We start from the raw sequence: 18,048 nt of genomic DNA, 5'->3' as shown, positions 1-18,048 counted from the left end.
CTTGATTATATGTATCAAGATTGATCGGCGCGGCAATCAGGCGCTAGCCCACATGCTCGGATGAGGGAGCATGGGATGTCCGACACGATTTCGCACGCGTTGCTCGGCGCGATCCTGGATGCGCTGGCCCTGCCGCGCACGGCGTCGGGCCGGGTTGCCTTTTCGGATGAAGATCGGCTGCCGTCGTGTTTCGCGGTATCGGAGCTGGCGGCGGCATCGATCGCGGCGGCGTGCCTGTCGGTGTCCGAGCTGGTGGGCGTATATGATGTCGCGCCGCCGGTAGCCGTTTCGCACCGGCTCGCGTCGCTGTGGTTCGGCTGGTCGATCCGGCCACTGGGCTGGGAAATGCCGACGCCGTGGGACGCGATCGCCGGCGACTATCAAGTGCGCGACGGGTGGATCAAGCTCCACACCAACGCGCCGCACCATCGGGCCGCGGCGCTCGGGGTGCTCGGCTGTGCGCCCAATCGCGCGGCCGTGGCCGCATGCGTGGCGCAATGGCACGGCGACGCGCTGGAAGCCGCCATCATCGCCGCCGGCGGTTGCGCGGCGCGGCTACGGACCATCGAGCAATGGTCGGACCATCCCCAGGGCATCGCGGCGGCGCACGAGCCGCTGATCCTGTGGGATACACCGGCGGCGCCTGGCGATGGCGCCTGGCGGCCGACGCCCGGCCGTCCGCTTGCCGGGCTGCGGGTGCTCGACCTTACCCGGGTGCTGGCCGGCCCGGTCGCCACCCGCTTCCTTGCCGGGTTTGGTGCCGATGTCCTGCGGATCGACCCACCGGATTGGGACGAACCCGCGGTCGCGCCGGAAGTGACGCTGGGCAAACGCTGCGCGCGGCTCGACCTCAGGACCGCTGGCGGTCGGGCATCGCTCGCGGCGCTGCTCGGCCGCGCCGACATCCTGGTCCATGGCTATCGCAGCGATGCGCTCGACCGGCTGGGGTTTGGCGCGGCCGAGCGTCAGGCCATCCGTCCGGGTCTGATCGACATCTCGCTCGACGCCTATGGGCACAGCGGCCCGTGGTCCCGGCGGCGGGGCTTTGACAGCCTGGTCCAGTTCTCCTGCGGCATCGCCGCGTCCGGCCAGGTCTGGCGCGGGGCCGACCGGCCCGTCTCGCTGCCCGTTCAGGCGCTCGATCATGCCACCGGATATCTGTTGGCGGCCGCGGCGGTGCGCGCGCTCATCGCGCGGACCACCGGTGCGGGCGCGACGGCCGCGCGCCTTTCGCTCGCGCGCACTGCAAAGCTGCTCGTCGATCACCCGGGGGAGCCAATGACCGGCGACATGCCGCCGCCCGACGATGCGGACTATGCGCCCGACGTCGAACCAACCGCCTGGGGGCCGGCGCAGCGGCTGCGGCCACCGGCCGTGATCGCAGGCCATCCGATGCGCTGGGACCGGCCGGCGGTGAGGCTCGGCTCCGATAGCGCCGAATGAAGGCGTCGATGGTCGCGGTGCGAGCGGTCCCGCCGGGCCGGACAGGATCGGTCGCAAAGCGCAACGTTTCGACACCAGGCACTTGCGCGCGCGTCGCGCCCGGCTAGGGGAGAAGGAGCGAGACCCGCCGAGGATATTTCCGCATGAAAACGCGCGCCGCCGTCGCCTTTGCGCCCAAGCAACCGCTCGAGATCGTCGAGCTCGACCTCGACGGTCCGCGCGCCGGCGAGGTGCTGGTCGAAATCATGGCGACGGGCATCTGCCACACCGACGCCTATACGCTTGACGGGCTGGACAGCGAGGGGCTGTTTCCCTCGGTGCTGGGCCATGAAGGCGCGGGTGTGGTGCGTGAGGTCGGCGCCGGCGTGACCAGCGTGGTGCCGGGCGACCACGTCATCCCGCTCTACACGCCCGAATGCCGCCAGTGTAAGTCGTGCCTGTCCGGCAAGACCAATTTGTGCACCGCGATCCGCGCGACGCAAGGCAAGGGGCTGATGCCCGACGGCACCACGCGCTTTTCGTACAAAGGCGAGCCGATCTTTCATTACATGGGCTGTTCGACCTTCGCGAACTTCACGGTGCTGCCCGAAATCGCGGTCGCGAAGATCCGCCCCGACGCGCCGTTTCAGACCAGCTGCTACATCGGTTGCGGCGTGACGACGGGCGTCGGCGCGGTGGTCAACACCGCCAAGGTGCAGGTCGGCGAGACGGTGGTCGTGTTCGGGCTGGGCGGCATCGGCCTCAATGTCATCCAGGGCGCACGGCTGGCGGGCGCGGGCATGATCATCGGCATCGACATCAACCCCGACCGCGAGGAGTGGGGCCGGCGCTTCGGCATGACCCATTTCCTCAACACGCGCGGCATGAGCCGCGACGACGTCGTCGCAAAGGTGGTCGAACTGACCGGCGGCGGGGCCGATTACAGCTTCGACTGCACCGGCAATACCGACGTCATGCGCACCGCGCTGGAATGCTGTCATCGCGGCTGGGGCACCAGCATCATCATCGGCGTGGCGGAGGCCGGCAAGGAAATCGCGACGCGCCCCTTCCAGCTCGTGACCGGGCGCAACTGGCGCGGCACCGCGTTCGGCGGCGCAAAGGGGCGCACCGACGTGCCGAAGATCGTCGACTGGTACATGAACGGCAAGATCGAGATCGACCCGATGATCACGCACGTGCTGAGCCTGGACGATATCAACAAGGGCTTCGACCTGATGCATGCGGGCGAATCGATCCGCAGCGTCGTCGTCTATTGAACCGTCTATCGAGACCCTGACCCCTTCAACCGATCAACCACCAAGGAGCCGTTCAATGTTCAGTCACATCATGCTGGGCGCCAATGACATGGATGCGTCCAAGGCCTTTTACGATGCGACGCTGGGTGCGCTGGGCGCGAAGCCTGGCATGACCGACGCGAGCGGCCGTGTGATCTATCTTCACAATGGCGGCCTGTTCCTGCTGACCAAGCCGCTGAACGGCGAACCCGCCTGTCACGCCAATGGCGGCACCGTCGGTTTCGCCGCCGCCTCCCCCGAACAGGCGGATGCGTGGCATGCGGCGGGCGTCGCGGCGGGTGGCACGCCGTGCGAGGATCCGCCGGGCGTGCGTGAAGCCGCGTTCGGCAAGCTCTACCTCGCCTATCTGCGCGATCCGGCAGGCAACAAGATCTGCGCGATGCACCGTCTGGGATGACGCCGGCCCCACGCTGGATCCTGACGCTCGCCTGCACCGACCGCGTCGGCATCGTCGCCGCGGTCGCCGGCTTCCTGGCCGAGCGTGACGGGTTCATCGTCGACAGCCAGCAATATGCCGATCTGGACACGGGGCGCTTCTTCATGCGCGTGGTTTTCACCGGCGGCGGTGATCGTTTCATCGGCGACACCGCCGCACTTCGCGATGCGTTCGCGCCCGTGGCAGATCGGCTGGCGCTCGACTGGGCGCTGGCCGATGCCGACGATCGCCCGCGCGCGGTGATCGCGGTGTCGCGCGGGTCGCATTGCCTGAACGACCTGCTCCACCGTCGCCAGACCCGGTCGCTCGCGGTCGACATCGCCGCCATCGTGTCCAACCATGACAGCCTGCGCGACCTGGTCGAATGGCATGGCGTCCCCTTTCACTATCTGCCGGTGGGCGAGGATCGCGATGCTCAGGAGCGCGCGATCGAGGGCGTGATGACGGATGCGGGCGCGCCGTGGCTGATCCTGGCGCGCTACATGCAGGTGCTGTCAGCCGACTTTGCTCAGCGGCTGGCGGGGCAGTGCATCAACATCCATCATAGTTTCCTGCCCGGCTTCAAGGGCGCGAAGCCCTATCACCGAGCGCATGCGCGCGGCGTCAAGCTGATCGGCGCGACCGCGCATTTCGTCACCGCCGACCTGGACGAAGGGCCGATCATCGAACAGGCGGTCGAGCGCGTCGATCATCGCGCGACCGTCGACGACCTGGTCCGTATCGGCCGCGATATCGAGGCGCAGGTGCTGGCGCGCGCGGTCAACGCGGTCGGCGAACGGCGCGTGTTCCTGAACGGCGGCAAGACGGTGGTGTTTCGATGAGCATCGAGCGGGTTTCGGCCAACCGCGCGCATGGCGGGGTGCAGGAGGTGCATCGCCATGCGTCGACCGCGACCGGCACCGACATGGTGTTCTCCATCTATATCCCGCCGCACGCACCGGGGGCGCGGCTGCCGGTGCTGTGGTATCTTTCCGGCCTGACCTGTACCCACGCCAACGTGACTGACAAGGGCGGGTATCGCCGCGCATGCGCCGAACGCGGCGTCATCCTGGTCGCGCCCGACACCAGCCCGCGCGGCGACGGCGTGCCCGACGATCCGGCCTATGATTTCGGCCAGGGCGCGGGATTCTATGTCGATGCGACCCAGGCCCCCTGGGCGACGCATTTCCGGATGCGAAGCTATGTCGAGGACGAGCTGCCCGCGCTGGTCGCCGCCGCGTTTCCGATGGCCGACCTGACGCGCCAGGGCATTACCGGGCACAGCATGGGCGGGCACGGCGCGCTCACGGTCGCGCTGCGCGATCCCGCCCGGTTCCGCAGCGTTTCCGCCTTTGCCCCGATCAGTTCGCCGCTGGCCTGCCCGTGGGGGGAAAAGGCGCTGGGCGGCTATCTCGGCCCAGACCGGGCGGCGTGGCGCGCCTATGACGCCTGCGCGCTGATCGATGACGGTGCGGTCGTGCCCGAAATCCTGGTCGATCAGGGCGCGGCGGACGATTTCCTGAGTGAACAGCTGAAGCCCGAACTGCTCGAGCAGGCATGCGCACGGGCCGGTATCGACCTTACGCTGCGGCTCCAGCCGGGCTATGATCACAGCTATTATTTCATCTCGACCTTCATGGCGGATCACGTCGCCTGGCATGCCGCGCGGTTGAAGGCCTGATCGCCGGGGGCGTTCAGTCGGCGACGCGCAGCCAGATCGCGGTTGCGTCGTCCGAACGTTTGAAGCGCGGATAACGCGTGCACGCGGCATCCTCCGCCTCGATCGTGCGCAGGCGTGCGGCGATGGCGAGCAGGCCGCCCTGGTCGAGCAGCGTCATCATCGCCGCCGCGTCGAGCGCGGCATAGGCGTCGGTCAGCACGCTGACGCCATCGGTCATCAGCAGCAGGTCGTCGCCCGCCACCGCCGTGACCGATCCGGTGCGCACCGCGTGCGCCGCCGCCTCCACCCCGAGCACGTGATTTTCCGACCGGTCGCGCGCGGCGCGCAGGCTGTCCAGCACCGGCCCGGCGCGCGGCTTGTCGCCCAGGCCATGTTCGGCCAGACTCGCAGCATGCGCGGTTTCACGGTCGCGGCGATCGATCGGCTCGCCGATCCGCACCACCTCGCCCCCCGACCGCAGCAGCCCCACGCAATCGCCCAGCCAGCCGTAATCGACGGTGTCCTCGCCCGCCCGCGCAATCAGGAAGGAAGCGCGCGGCAACTCCCAGCGACCGAGCGGAACGCGCGTGCGCTGCGCTTCATAACGCTGCGCGATCTGGGCGAATGCCGCCGCGCAAACCTGGGCGACCGGTGCGTCACCCGCGGCGGCGAAGGCGGCGTCCGCCTCGATCGCTAGCCAGGCCGCGCCCCCACGCGGGCCGAGCAGCCCCGGCGGGCCGAGATCGGTCGCGCCGTCGATCACCCAGGCGAGGCGGTCGCCGCTGCCCATGCGGTCGTCGTTGGGCGTGGCGGCATCGCCGGCAAGGGAGAGGGACTGAATGAGATCGAAACGCATCCCGCCCGCCTAACCCCGCTTGATGACGCTTTTTCAGTCGGCGAAGAGCAGGACCGGCGTTTCCAGCAATTTCTTCAGCGCCTGGACGAAGCTCGCTGCATCCCAGCCGTCGACGACGCGGTGGTCGCAGCTGATCGACAGGTTCATCAGCTTGGCGCGGACGATGTCGTCGCCGACAAAGACCGGGCGCTCGACGATCTTGTTGGGGCCGATGATCGCCACTTCGGGCCGGTTGATCACGGGCGTAGTGGCGACCCCGCCCAGCGGCCCGAGCGAGGTGACGGTCAGCGTGCCGCCCGACAGCTCCTCCGACTTCGCCTTGCCGGTGCGTGCAGCCTCGGCCAGCCGCGTGATTTCGGCGGCGAGCTGCCACACGTTCTTGTCCTGCGCGTCGCGAATCACCGGCACCATCAGCCCGGCGTCGGTCTGGGTCGCCATGCCCAGATGGACGCGGCCATGGCGCGTCACCACGCCCGCTTCGTCGTCATAGCGCGCGTTGATCATCGGAAAGTCGGGGACGGTGCGACAGATGGCGACGATCAGCAGCGGCAGCATGGTCAGCTTGGGCCGCGCGCCGCGATTGGCGTTCAGGTCGCCGCGCAGCGTCTCCAGCGCGGTGACGTCGATTTCCTCGACATAGGTGAAGTGCGGGATGTGGCGCTTGGCCGCCGCCATGTTCTCGGCGATGCGGCGTCGCATCCCGATGACCTTGACCGGCTGGTCGTCGCGCGCGCGGCTGGCATGGGGGGCGTGATAGCCCTGGGCGGTGCCGTAACGCAGATAGGCGTCGAGATCGGCGTGGCGGATGCGGTCGCCCTCCGCCGGCTTCACCTCGTGCAGGTCGATGCCCAGCGTGCGGGCGCGGTCGCGCACGGCGGGGGAGGCGAGAATCGGCTTCTCCCTCTCCCCTTCAGGGGAGGGGGTCGGGGAGAGAGGTTGTTCGGGCGCGATGGTGTCTGAAGAAGGGGGCGGGCTTGGTTCGGCTGCGGGTTCGGCCGCTTCCGGCACCTGCGGGGTCCCCTCTCCCAACCCTCTCCCCTCAACGGAAGAGGGCGTTTCGGCAGCCACTTCACCCTCGACCTCGGCATCCGTCTCGATCACCACCAGGGTCGATCCGATCGGGATCTGGTCGCCGACCTCGCCGGCCAGTTCGACCACGATGCCGGCGACGGGCGATTCCATCTCGACCGTCGCCTTGTCGGTCATCATGTCGGCGAGCTGCTGGTCCTCCTCGACCCGGTCGCCGATCTTGATATGCCAGGCGACGATCTCGGCCTCTGAAATCCCTTCGCCGATATCGGGCAGGCGGAACGAAAAGCGGGCCATCCTCAGTCCTTCATGATCTTCTTGAGCGCCTGGCCGATGCGGACGGGGCCGGGGAAATAGGCCCATTCCAGGCTGTGGGGATAGGGCGTGTCGAAGCCGGTCACGCGTTCGACCGGGGCTTCGAGATGATAGAAGCAGCGTTCGGTGACCAGTGCCGAGAGTTCCGCGCCAAAGCCGCCGGTGCGGGTCGCTTCGTGGACGATCATGCAGCGTCCGGTTTTCCGAACCGATGCCTCGATCGCGTCGATGTCGAGGGGGACGAGCGTGCGCAGGTCGAGGATCTCGGCGTCGACGCCGGCTTCCTCGACCACCGCCTGACAGACATGAACCATCGTGCCATAGGCCAGGATGGTGAGGTCGCTGCCCGCGCGCGCCACCGCCGCCTTGCCCAGATCGACGCGGTAATAGCCGGTCGGCACCTCGCCCGCCGGATGCTGCGACCAGTTCTTGGCCGGGCGGTCCCAATGGCCGTCGAACGGGCCGTTATAGATGCGCTTGGGCTCGAAGAAGATGACCGGGTCGTTGTCCTCGATCGCGGCGATCAGCAGCCCCTTGGCATCATAGGGGGTCGACGGGATCACGGTCTTCAGGCCCGAGACATGGGTGAAGATGCCTTCGGGGCTCTGGCTGTGCGTCTGGCCACCGAAGATGCCGCCGCCGAACGGCGACCGCACCGTGATCGGCGCCGTGAACTCGCCCGCCGAACGATAGCGCAGCCGCGCGGCTTCGGAGACAAGCTGGTCGAGCGCGGGATAGATGTAATCGGCGAACTGAATCTCCGGCACCGGCCGCAGGCCATAGGCCCCCATGCCGATCGCCACGCCGACAATGCCGATCTCGGTGATCGGCGTGTCGAACACGCGCGTCTTGCCATATTTCTTTTGCAGGCCGGCCGTCGCGCGGAACACGCCGCCGAAATAGCCGACATCCTCGCCCATCACGATGACGTCGGGGTCGCGCGCCATCATCACGTCCATGGCGGAATTGATCGCCTGGATCATGTTCATCCGCGTGGTGGCGGGGGTTTCGGTGAGGTCTTGGTCAGTCACGGACTAAAACTCCGTCGCCCCGGCGGGGGCCGGGGCCGCTGGCAGGTGAAGGCGCGACATTCGGTGAGCGGTCCCGGCCTGCGCCGGGACGACGTACAAGATTTCGCCCCCTCATTTCGCGTTCGCCCAGGGCCGGCCCGAGGCGCTTTCCTCGGCCAGCATCTGTGCCTGCTGTTCCTTGAGGTGCCAGGGCATCTCCTCGAACACGCCTTCGAACATCGTGTCGAGCGGCTGGTGCAGGCCGTGGCCGAGGATGCCGTTCTTCTCGGCTTCCTTCTGCGCGGTCTTGACCATTTCAGCCAGTTCCAGATCCATCGCCGCCTGGCGGTCCTCGTCCCATTCGCCGATCGCGATCAGGTGCTGTTTCAGCCGGGTGACCGGGTCGCCCAGCGGCCATTCGGCGGCTTCCTGTGCCGAGCGATATTGCGAGGGATCGTCCGAGGTCGAATGCCCTTCCGCGCGATAGGTGAAGTGTTCGATCAGCGTCGCGCCCTGATTGGTTCGCGCGCGCTCGGCCGCCCAGGCGGTCGCGGCATAGACGGCGAGCGCGTCATTGCCGTCGACGCGCAGCCCGGCGATCCCGTAGCCGACCGCGCGCGCCGCAAAAGTCGTCGCCTCCGCGCCCGCAAAGCCCGAAAAGCTGCTGATCGCCCATTGGTTGTTGACGACGTTCAGGATCACCGGTGCGCGATAGACCGCCGCGAAGGTGCAGGCGGAATGAAAGTCGCCCTCCGCCGTCGACCCTTCGCCGCACCAGGTCGCGGCGATGCGCGTGTCGCCCTTGGCCGCGCTCGCCATCGCCCAGCCGACCGCCTGGGGATATTGGGTGGCGAGGTTGCCGGAGATCGAGAAGAACCCGTAATCCCGCGCCGAATACATGATCGGCAGCTGCTTGCCCTGCAGCTTGTCGCCCTTGTTCGAGTAGATCTGGTTCATCATCTCGACCAGGCTGTAGCCGCGGGTGATGAGCACGCCCTGCTGGCGATAGCTGGGAAAGCACATGTCGTCGGGGGCGAGCGCCAGCGCGGCGGCGACCGACACCGCCTCCTCGCCCATGCTCTTCATGTAGAAGCTGGTCTTGCCCTGGCGCTGGGCGCGGAACATGCGTTCGTCGAACGCGCGGGTCAGCGCCATCATCCGGAGCATCCGGCGCAGCTGATCGCCGTCGAGTCGCGGGTTCCAGTCGCCGACCGCCTGGCCCGAATCGTCGAGCACGCGGACCAGGCCGTAAGCGAGCTCGCGGAAACGGTCGGCGGGCTCGGCGGTGTCGGGGCGGCGAGTCGCGCCCGCCGCCGGCACGTCGATGTCGCTGAAATCGACCGGATCGCCCGGCCGGAACTTGGGTTCCGGCACGTGCAGGCTGAGCGGCGGCAGGTTGGCGCGGTCGCGGGTCTGCGTCATGGGTGCTGCAGCCTCATACACTCTCCGAACGGTCGCCGCGGCTTGAACATGGCCGTGGCGTTTGATTGCGCCAGCCTGTTATAAAGTTTCAAGCGAGCTGTCGAGCCGACCGCCGCATCGGGCGCATCGGGACGCCGTCGACAATCTGCACGCTGGCGGCGCGGACGGCCAGAGCGTGCTGTGGCATTCTTGCTGCTGTAGTGACGAAAAGCTCGTTGCCGTAAGATCACGCCTCGTTTTTGCTTCAATTTTTTGACAATGGGATGAGCCAAGCGACGGCGGCACCCGCTCGCGCGATGTTTCACGGGTTTGACAGCGACGGATTCCGGCTTGGGAGAGGCCGGTCGCCGCGCTTATCGGGGGATCGAAATGAACGAATCGAACGGTCGTATGCGGCGTCGCTGGCACCAGGGTGTGGCATTGGGCATCGTGGCGCTACTGGGTGCGGGGACCGCCCAGGCGCAGAGCACTTCCGCCGACCCTGCTCAGGAAACCGTCGACGACGGCCAGCTCGCGGACATCGTGGTGACCGCCCAGCGCCGTTCGGAGAACATCCAGGAAGTGCCGCTGTCGGTCGCCATCCTGCCGTCGGAGCGGCTGCAGACCATTTTCGATTCGGGCAACGACATCACCGCGCTCGCGACTCGGGTCCCCGGCCTGTATGCCGAAAGCTCCAACGGCCGCGTCGCGCCGCGCTTCTACATTCGCGGCCTCGGCAACACCGACTTCGATCTCGCCGCGTCGCAGCCGGTGTCGGTGATCGTCGACGAAGTCGTGCTGGAGAACGTCTCGCTCAAGAGCTTTCCGCTGTTCGACATCGAGCGTGTCGAAGTGCTGCGCGGTCCGCAGGGCACGCTGTTCGGGCGCAACACGCCGGCCGGCATCATCAAGTTCGATACGGTCAAGCCGTCGAACGATTTCAGCGCGCAGGGCTCGCTTTCCTTCGGCACCTTTGGCTCGCTCAACTTCGACGGTGGCGTCGGCGCACCGATCGTCAAGGACGTGCTCGCGGCACGCGTGTCGTTCCTGATCCAGCGGCGCGAGAACTGGATCGACAACGGCTTCCGGCGCCAGGACGATGTCTATGGCGCCTATGAGGAGCGCGCGGTGCGCGGCCAGCTGCTATTCACCCCGGTCGAGCGGCTGAGCATCCTCGGCAATCTGCACTATCGCAATCTCGAATCCTTCGGCGGCTCGGCGATCTTTCGCGCCAACATCCTGGGGCCCGGCAATAACGAGCTGAACCAGAATTACGACCGCGACCGCGTCTTCCTCGACGCCGGCGGCGGCAATCGCCAGGCCTATCGCGGCACCGGCGGGTCGCTGCGCGTCGATTACGAAGCCGATTTCGCGACGATCACCTCGATCAGCGCCTATGAATCGAGCGAAGGCAGCAGCCGTGCCGACGTGGACGGCGGTTTCGGCGCGGCGTTCCTGCCGGTGTCGGGGCCGGGCTTCATCCCGTTCCCGTCGGACACCCAGGATTCGATCGACCTGGAACAGCGCACGCAGGAAGTCCGCCTCGCCAGCAACGGCACCGGCCGGCTGGGCTGGCAGGTCGGCGCATTCTTCTTCGATAGCGATTTCACCGTGCTGACCCAGGGCTTCGATTTCCCCCCGCCGACGCTGGTGCGCCACCGCAACGAAAGCTGGGCGGTGTTCGGTCAGGCGAGCTACAAGCTGACGGAAGCGCTGAAGCTGACGGGCGGCGCGCGCTACACCGACGATCGCAAGCTGTTCAACGTGATCGGTGGTTCGCCGCTCGACAACCGCGAGGTGTCGGACGAGCGCGTCAGCTGGGACGTCAGTGCCTTTTATGAAGTGACGCCCGAATTCAGCATCTATGGCCGTGTGGCCGACGGTTTCCGTGCGCCGTCGATCCAGGGCCGTGACGTCGCCTTCTTCGCACCGCCGTCGGTCGCCGCGTCGGAGACGATCCTGTCATGGGAAGGTGGCTTCAAGAGCGAGCTGTTCAACCGCCGCGTGCGCCTGAACGGTGCCGCGTTCACCTACAGCGTCAACAACCCGCAGTTCACCGCAGTCGGCGGCGGCGGCAACCTCGTCCAGCTGCTCAACGCCAACGAGGCCAATGCCTGGGGGTTCGAGCTCGACGGCGAGTTCCGCGTGACCGAGCGGTTCACGCTGACCGCCGGCTTCAGCTATAACGACACCGAGATCAACGACGACACGCTCGCGGTCGGCATCTGTGCCCAGTGCACCGTCACCGATCCGACCGTGACGATCGCGGGCACGCGGCGCGCGCTGGTCGACGGCAACCCGTTCCCCAACGCGCCGGAATGGATCGGCGATTTCACCGCCCGCTATGCCGTCCCGGTAAAGGGCGATGCGGAATTGTTCGTTTTCACCGACTGGGCGTTCCAGGGCCCGACCAACTTCTTCCTCTATGAATCGCGCGAGTTCAATTCGGACACCCAGTTCGAAGGCGGCCTGCGAATCGGCTATGCCAAGCAGGACGGCAGCCTGGAAATCGCGGCGTTCGCGCGCAACATTACCGACGAGGACAATGTGAAGGGCGGCATCGACTTCAACAACAACACCGCCTTCGTCAACGAACCGCGCATCATCGGCCTGTCGCTGCGCACGCGGATCAACTGATCGGGCGCGGGGCGGCGGCATGACCCGGTCCGCCGCCCCGCCTGATCCTGCACTGGTCATCCGCGCGGCCGGTGAGAGCGATGCCGCGGCAATCGCGGCGATCTATGCGCACCACGTCGCGCACGGCACCGCGACGTTCGATACCGCCGCCCCCGATGCGGTGGCGACACGTGAGAAGATCCTGATGGTCGCGGCGCGCGGCTGGCCGTGGCTGGTCGCGTGCCGTGACGGTCGCGTGGTCGGCTATGCCTATGCCACGCAGTTCCGCGATCGCCCGGCCTATGCCCATGCCTGTGAGGACAGCATCTACCTGGCCCCCGACATGATCGGGTGCGGGATTGGCCGCGTGCTGCTGAGCGCGCTGATCGACGCGGCCGAGGCAGCCGGGTTCCGCCAGATGCTGGCGGTGGTCGGCGGGCCGGAACCCGCCTCAATCGCGCTTCATGCCGCACTTGGCTTTACCCATGCCGGGCGGATGCGATCGGTCGGGCGCAAGTTCGACCGCTGGCTCGACACCGTCTACCTGCAGCGTGCACTGGGGCAGGGGGATTCCACTGCGCCCGATTGACTCACGACACGATAGGAACAAAATAGGAACATAACTCCGAGTCGAGTCGTGCCGTGTCCAATGCCACTGCCCTGGTTGAGCTGCGCGAACAGCTTCGTGCGATCGAAGGCGCGTCGCTGCGCCGTCGTGACGTGCTGCCGTTCGGCATCGCTGCGGTGGACCGGCGGCTGGGCGATGGCGGCCTCAGGCTCGATGCGCTGCACGAAGTCGCGGGCGGTGGGCCGTCGCTGGCCGATGATGCCGCCGCCACATTGTTCCTGGCGGGCATCGCCGCGCGCGCGTGGGGCGAGGTGCTGTGGGTGGTGCGCCGCCGCGACCTGTTCGCGCCGGGGCTGAGCCAGGTCGGGCTGGGCGCGCACCGCGTCATCTATGCCGAGGCGGCCGACGATGCCGAACTGCTCGCGTTGATGGAGGAGGGGCTGCGCCATCGCGGGCTGGGCGCGGTGATCGGCGAGGTGAAGCGCGCGGCGATGCCCGCTACCCGCCGGTTGCAGCTCGCGGCCGAAGGCGGCCGCACCGTCGCGCTGCTGCTGCGCCGCCACGACCGCGCCGGGGGCGATCCGCTCGCCATTCCGTCGGCCGCGGTGACGCGCTGGCGGATCGGGTGCGCGCCGTCGGCAGCGCTGCCGGTCGCCGGCGTCGGCCGGTCGCGCTGGCACGTCGACCTTGTCCGCCAGCGCGGCGGCGAGCCTCATCACTGGTTGCTGGAGGGATGCGATGAAACGGGTCGCTGCGCTCTACCTGCCCGACTGGTCGATCGACCGGCTGCGGCGGGCGGGGCGGATCGCCGCGCCGCCGCCTGAACCGGTCGCCGCTGATCCCGCGCCGCTGGGCGAAATCGCGCATCGCGAGCGCGCGACGCAATGTTCGGTGCCTAACACGCCCGGCTGGCGCCCCGGCGCGCGCTGGGCCCGCGCCGAGATGGCCGGCACAGAGCCAACGAAGCTGACCCCATCAAGCCCCTCCCCTTCAGGGGAGGGGTTGGGGTGGGGCCCATCCACCGGGCCGGCCGTCTGTGGCAAGGCCCCACCTCCATCCCCTCCCCTAAAGGGGAGGGGTGAGCGGGGTCGATCGCAAGCCCCTCTAAAACCAACAATGGGCCGGCGCAGCGAAGCCGCCGATCACCCGTTCAAGTCGATGCCCTGCGATGAAGCGCGCGGCCATTCGCCGGTGTCGCTGCGCAGTCCTGCGACACCCGAATTTTCCTCCCGGCGGCAGGTCAAGGCCAGGCAATCCCCGGTCTTACCCATCGCCCACGCGACCACTCACCGTACCGGCAGCCGCATCGTCATCGCCGCTGCCTGTCCGGTCGCGCGCATGCTGGGCATCACCCCCGGCATGGCGGTGACGCAGGCGCGCGCCCAGTCGCCAGAATTGCGGCTCTATCCCGCCGATCCGGCGGGCGATCGCGCCGACCTGAACCGGCTGGCGCTGCTGCTCGCGCGGCGCTGGTCGCCGGTGGTGGCGATCGAAGACGACGACCTGCTGTTCGTCGACGTGAGCGGCGTCGCGCATCTGTTCGGCGGCGAGGGCGCGATGGCGCGGCGGCTGGTGCGGCTGCTCGCCCGGCTGGGGATCAGCGCGCGCGTCGCCATCGCCGACACGCCCGGTGCCGCCTGGGCGCTGGCGCGCTGGGGCTGCGATCCCGTGACCTTGTGCCCGCCGGGGGGACAGGCGGATGCGCTCGCTCCCCTGCCGCCCGCCGCGCTGCGCATCGCGCCCGACCAGGTCGAACTGCTCCGGCGGCTGGGCGTCGACCGCATCGCGGCGTTGATCGCCCTGCCGCGCGCACCGCTCGTGCGCCGTTTCGGTCGCGCCCTGAGCGACCGGATCGACCAGGCGACGGGCAGGCTGCCCGAGCCGCTCGTCCCGGTGATCGCGCGCGACGCGATCGCGGTCGCACAGCGTTTCGCCGAGCCGATCCTGACGGCGGAGGTGATCGCCCACTGGCTGGGTATGCTCGTCACCCGGCTGGTCGCGGCGCTGACCGCGGCGGGCGAGGGCGCGCGCGCGGTCGAGCTGATCGCCGACCGGGTCGACCATGTGCCCCAGCTCATCCGTATCGGCCTGGCGCAGGCCAGCCGCGATCCCGCGCACCTGCTGCGCCTGCTCGCCCGGCGGATCGAGACGATCGAGCCGGGGTACGGCATCGATGCGATGACGCTCCACCTGCGCCGCAGCGAGCCGCTGGCACCCCAATCGGTCGCCGCCGGGTTGGAGCATGACGCCACGCCCGATCTCGCCCCGCTGATCGATGCGATCGCCAACCGCATCGGCATGGCGCGGCTGTGGCGTGCCGAGCCCGTCGAAAGCGACGTGCCCGAACGCGCTGTCGGGCGCGTTGGCCCGCTCACGCCGCCGCCGGAATCCGGGGAGCGGCTGCGCCCCGACGATGTCCGCCGCCTCGACCGCACTGGCAAATCGCCGATCTGGCACCCCGCCTGGCCGCGCCCGGTGCGGCTGTTGCGCCGGCCCGAAATGCTCGATCACGTGCTTGCCGAATTGCCCGATCGTCCGCCGCTGCGCTTCACCTGGCGCGGGCGCACCCACCGCGTGGTCCGCGCCGACGGGCCGGAGCGCATTCATGGCGAATGGTGGCGACGTTCCGCCGAACGCCACGCCACCCGCGACTATTTCCGGGTGGAGGACGACGCCGGCCAGCGTTTCTGGCTGTTCCGCCGCGGCGACGGCGAACGCCCCGCCACCGGCGACCTGAGCTGGTATCTCCATGGCCTGTTCGGGTGAATGGGCACTGACCTCTCTTCACCCCACTCCTTCAGGGGAGGGGCCGGGGGTGGGGGCTGTCCACCAGCGCCGCGCCCGACGGCCCCCAACCCAACCCCTCCCCTGAAGGGGAGGGGCTTGAGCAGTTCAGTTTCTGGACTGTTAGCCCCATTCCAACCGCTGTTGCCCGGCCAATGACCTATGCCGAGCTTCAGGTCACGACGCATTTCTCGTTTCTGCGCGGCGCGTCGTCGGCGGAGGAATTGTTCACCACCGCCGCGATGATGGGAATGCCGGCGCTGGGCGTCACCGATCGCAATTCGGTGGGCGGCATCGTCCGGTCGCTGATCGCGGCCGAGCAGGTCAGCGAACAGGGCCATCCGATCCGCCTGGTCGCCGGCTGCCGGCTCGACCTGGTCTGCGGCGCGTCGCTGCTGGTGTGGCCACAGGATGTCGGCGGCTGGCGCGCGCTCACCCGGCTGCTGACGCTGGGCAAGGGGCGCGCCGACCCCAAACGCGGCGAAAAGGGGCAGTGCTTCCTGCATTGGGAGGATGTCGCGGCGCATGCCTACGGGCTGGTCGCGGCGCTGGTGCCGGGCCTTGCCGATCGCGGCGACCCGCTGGCGATGCGCTGGATGGCGGATATCTTTCCCGGTCGCGGCCATGTCGTGCTGACCTGGCACCGCCGGCCCGACGACGCGCTGCGCCTCCACGCGCTCGACCGGGCGGCGCGCGCGCATGGCCTGGTGCCGCTGGCGACCGGGGACGTGCTCTATCACCATCCCGACCGGCGGATGCTGCAGGATGTCGTCACCGCCATCCGAAACAAATGCACGGTCGACGATCTGGGGTTCCGGCGCGAGCGCCATGCCGATCGCCACCTGCACCCGCCCCAGGAAATGGCGCGCCGCTTCGCCGATCGCCCCGATGCATTGCGCGCGATCGACGCGATCCTGGAACGCTGCACCTTCACCCCGCGCGACCTGCGCTATCAATATCCCGACGAGATCATGATGAGCGGCCGCAGCCCGCAGGACGCGCTGGCGCACATGGCGCGCCAGGCGCTCGACCGGCGCTTCGGCGGCGCGCCGCCCGCCGACTATCGCAAGCTGCTCGACTACGAACTCGGGCTGGTCGAACAGATGGGCTATGCCCCCTATTTCCTGACCGTCCATTCGATCGTGCAATATGCCCGCGCGCAGAACATCCTGTGCCAGGGGCGCGGATCGGCGGCCAATTCGATGATCTGCTTCGTGCTCGGCATCACGTCGATCGACCCGATCAAGCACAAGCTGCTGTTCGAACGCTTCATCTCGACCAGCCGCAACGAGCCCCCCGACATCGACGTCGATTTCGAGCATGAGCGGCGCGAGGAGGTGATCCAGTGGATCTATGACAGCTATGGCCATGACCATGCCGCGCTGACCGCCGTGGTCAGCCGGTTTCGAGCCAGGGGCAGCGTGCGCGAGGTCGGCAAGGCGCTGGGGCTGAGCGAGGATTTGACCGCGGGGCTGGCGGGCCAGGTCTGGGGCTGGTCAGCCGAAGGGGTGGGGGAGCGGCATGTCGAGGCGCTCAACCTGGATGCGACCGACCCGCGTATCGCGCTGACGCTGGAACTGGCACGCGAGCTGATCGGCACGCCGCGCCATCTGTCGCAGCATCCCGGCGGCTTCGTGCTGACCCGCGATCCGCTGCACGACCTGGTCCCGGTCGAACCCGCCGCGATGCCCGACCGCTGGGTGATCGAATGGGAAAAGGAGGATATCGAGGCGCTGGGTTTCATGAAGGTCGATGTGCTGGGGCTGGGGATGCTCGGCTGCATGCGCCGCGCGTTCGAACTGCTCGAAGCGCACAAGGGCGTGGCGATCGACATGGCGAGCGACGAGATGCAGACCGATTGCCCGGATACCTTCGGGATGATCCAGCGCGCCGACACGCTGGGCGTGTTCCAGATCGAAAGCCGCGCGCAGATGTCGATGCTGCCGCGCATGAAGCCGCGCGAATTCTATGACCTGGTGATCGAGGTCGCGATCGTGCGCCCCGGCCCGATCCAGGGCGACATGGTTCATCCCTATCTGAAGCGGCGCGAGGGGCGCGAGGCGGTCGTCTATCCCAATGATGCGCTGCGCGACGTGCTGGAAAAGACGCTGGGCGTGCCGCTGTTCCAGGAACAGGCGATGAAGGTCGCGATCGTCGGCGCGGGCTTTACGCCGGCGGAGGCCGACCGGCTGCGCCGCGCGATGGCGACGTTCAAGTTCACCGGCGGGGTCGGCGAGTTCCGCGACAAGCTGATCGCGGGCATGCGCGCGAACGGCATCGCCCAGGACTTTGCCGAGCGGCTGGTCAAGCAGATCGAGGGCTTCGGCAGCTATGGCTTTCCCGAAAGCCACGCCGCCAGCTTTGCCAAGATCGCCTATGCGTCGTGCTGGATGAAGCATCATCACCCCGACATCTTCTGCGCCGCTTTGCTCAACGCCCAGCCGATGGGCTTCTACGCCCCCGCCCAGATCGTCCGCGACGCGCGCGAACACGGCGTCGAGGTGCGGCCGCTGTGCATCAACGCCAGCCGCTGGGACGTGATGGTGGAGGGGTGGGATTTGGGGGACGGCTCCCCCCTCCCGTTGAGCTTCGCTCGCCTGCGGCCCAGGGGAGGGGGCGAGAGTGGGGGCTATCCACCTGGCGCGGTGCTGGTGGC

The 18,048-nt window shown here is 68.3% G+C and carries 14 protein-coding genes; 10 read left to right on the top strand and 4 right to left on the bottom strand.

Going from position 1 to position 18,048, the window contains the following annotated elements; all coding sequences use genetic code 11:
- The first annotated feature begins 75 nt into the window (after positions 1 to 75).
- The 5 genes from AX676_RS18435 (at position 76) to fghA (ending at position 4,834) form a co-directional block, all read left to right on the top strand.
- A complete protein-coding gene (locus AX676_RS18435; protein ID WP_066480864.1) occupies positions 76 to 1,443 on the top strand; it encodes a CoA transferase in 1,368 nt (455 codons plus the stop codon).
- Between the two features lie 143 nt (positions 1,444 to 1,586).
- On the top strand, positions 1,587 to 2,699 hold the full coding sequence (locus AX676_RS03860; RefSeq protein ID WP_066480829.1) for an S-(hydroxymethyl)glutathione dehydrogenase/class III alcohol dehydrogenase: 1,113 nt from the start codon (positions 1,587 to 1,589) through the stop codon (positions 2,697 to 2,699).
- 55 nt (positions 2,700 to 2,754) lie between these two features.
- Entirely contained in the window at positions 2,755 to 3,135 is a 381-nt protein-coding gene (locus AX676_RS03855; RefSeq protein WP_066480831.1) for a VOC family protein, read from the top strand.
- Positions 3,132 to 3,995: a formyltetrahydrofolate deformylase gene (gene purU / locus AX676_RS03850; protein WP_066480832.1), complete on the top strand. Its 864-nt coding sequence runs from the start codon at positions 3,132 to 3,134 to the stop codon at positions 3,993 to 3,995. The genes AX676_RS03855 and purU overlap by 4 nt, the downstream gene beginning before the upstream one ends.
- A complete protein-coding gene (gene fghA / locus AX676_RS03845; RefSeq protein ID WP_066480833.1) occupies positions 3,992 to 4,834 on the top strand; it encodes an S-formylglutathione hydrolase in 843 nt (280 codons plus the stop codon). The genes purU and fghA overlap by 4 nt, the downstream gene beginning before the upstream one ends.
- Positions 4,835 to 4,847: 13 nt before the next feature.
- Here the strand turns inward: fghA and AX676_RS03840 are convergent, their stop codons facing one another.
- From AX676_RS03840 to AX676_RS03825, 4 genes are all read right to left on the bottom strand, one after another.
- Entirely contained in the window at positions 4,848 to 5,669 is an 822-nt protein-coding gene (locus AX676_RS03840) for a protein phosphatase 2C domain-containing protein (protein ID WP_066480834.1), read from the bottom strand.
- A 33-nt stretch (positions 5,670 to 5,702) separates the two neighbouring features.
- Positions 5,703 to 6,995 carry a dihydrolipoamide acetyltransferase family protein gene (locus AX676_RS03835; protein ID WP_066480836.1) on the bottom strand — a complete coding sequence of 431 codons (1,293 nt, stop codon included), beginning with the start codon at positions 6,993 to 6,995 and terminating at the stop codon, positions 5,703 to 5,705.
- Positions 6,996 to 6,997: 2 nt separating this feature from the next.
- Positions 6,998 to 8,002 carry an alpha-ketoacid dehydrogenase subunit beta gene (locus AX676_RS03830; RefSeq protein WP_066480868.1) on the bottom strand — a complete coding sequence of 335 codons (1,005 nt, stop codon included), beginning with the start codon at positions 8,000 to 8,002 and terminating at the stop codon, positions 6,998 to 7,000.
- 153 nt (positions 8,003 to 8,155) lie between these two features.
- On the bottom strand, positions 8,156 to 9,445 hold the full coding sequence (locus AX676_RS03825; RefSeq protein ID WP_066480837.1) for a 3-methyl-2-oxobutanoate dehydrogenase (2-methylpropanoyl-transferring) subunit alpha: 1,290 nt from the start codon (positions 9,443 to 9,445) through the stop codon (positions 8,156 to 8,158).
- 369 nt (positions 9,446 to 9,814) lie between these two features.
- Between AX676_RS03825 and AX676_RS03820 the strand changes: the two genes are divergently transcribed.
- From AX676_RS03820 to AX676_RS03800, 5 genes are all read left to right on the top strand, one after another.
- On the top strand, positions 9,815 to 12,061 hold the full coding sequence (locus AX676_RS03820) for a TonB-dependent receptor (RefSeq protein ID WP_066480838.1): 2,247 nt from the start codon (positions 9,815 to 9,817) through the stop codon (positions 12,059 to 12,061).
- Positions 12,062 to 12,080: 19 nt separating this feature from the next.
- On the top strand, positions 12,081 to 12,629 hold the full coding sequence (locus AX676_RS03815; protein ID WP_066480839.1) for a GNAT family N-acetyltransferase: 549 nt from the start codon (positions 12,081 to 12,083) through the stop codon (positions 12,627 to 12,629).
- Between the two features lie 53 nt (positions 12,630 to 12,682).
- Positions 12,683 to 13,432, top strand: coding sequence for an ImuA family protein (locus tag AX676_RS03810; RefSeq protein ID WP_066480840.1), 750 nt, complete (start codon positions 12,683 to 12,685; stop codon positions 13,430 to 13,432).
- A 292-nt stretch (positions 13,433 to 13,724) separates the two neighbouring features.
- Positions 13,725 to 15,374 (top strand): DNA polymerase Y family protein, encoded by a 1,650-nt coding sequence (locus AX676_RS03805; protein WP_231726138.1) that lies wholly within the window; start codon positions 13,725 to 13,727, stop codon positions 15,372 to 15,374.
- A 173-nt stretch (positions 15,375 to 15,547) separates the two neighbouring features.
- Positions 15,548 to 18,048 (top strand): error-prone DNA polymerase (locus AX676_RS03800; protein ID WP_156441211.1); only part of this gene is annotated, 2,501 nt, incomplete at its 3' end.

The sequence above is a fragment of the Sphingomonas sp. CCH21-G11 genome (assembly GCF_001555965.1).
Lineage (GTDB): Bacteria > Pseudomonadota > Alphaproteobacteria > Sphingomonadales > Sphingomonadaceae > Sphingomonas.
The sequence above is the reverse complement of the archived record's forward strand: the minus strand, read 5'-3'. Positions and strand labels throughout refer to the sequence as shown.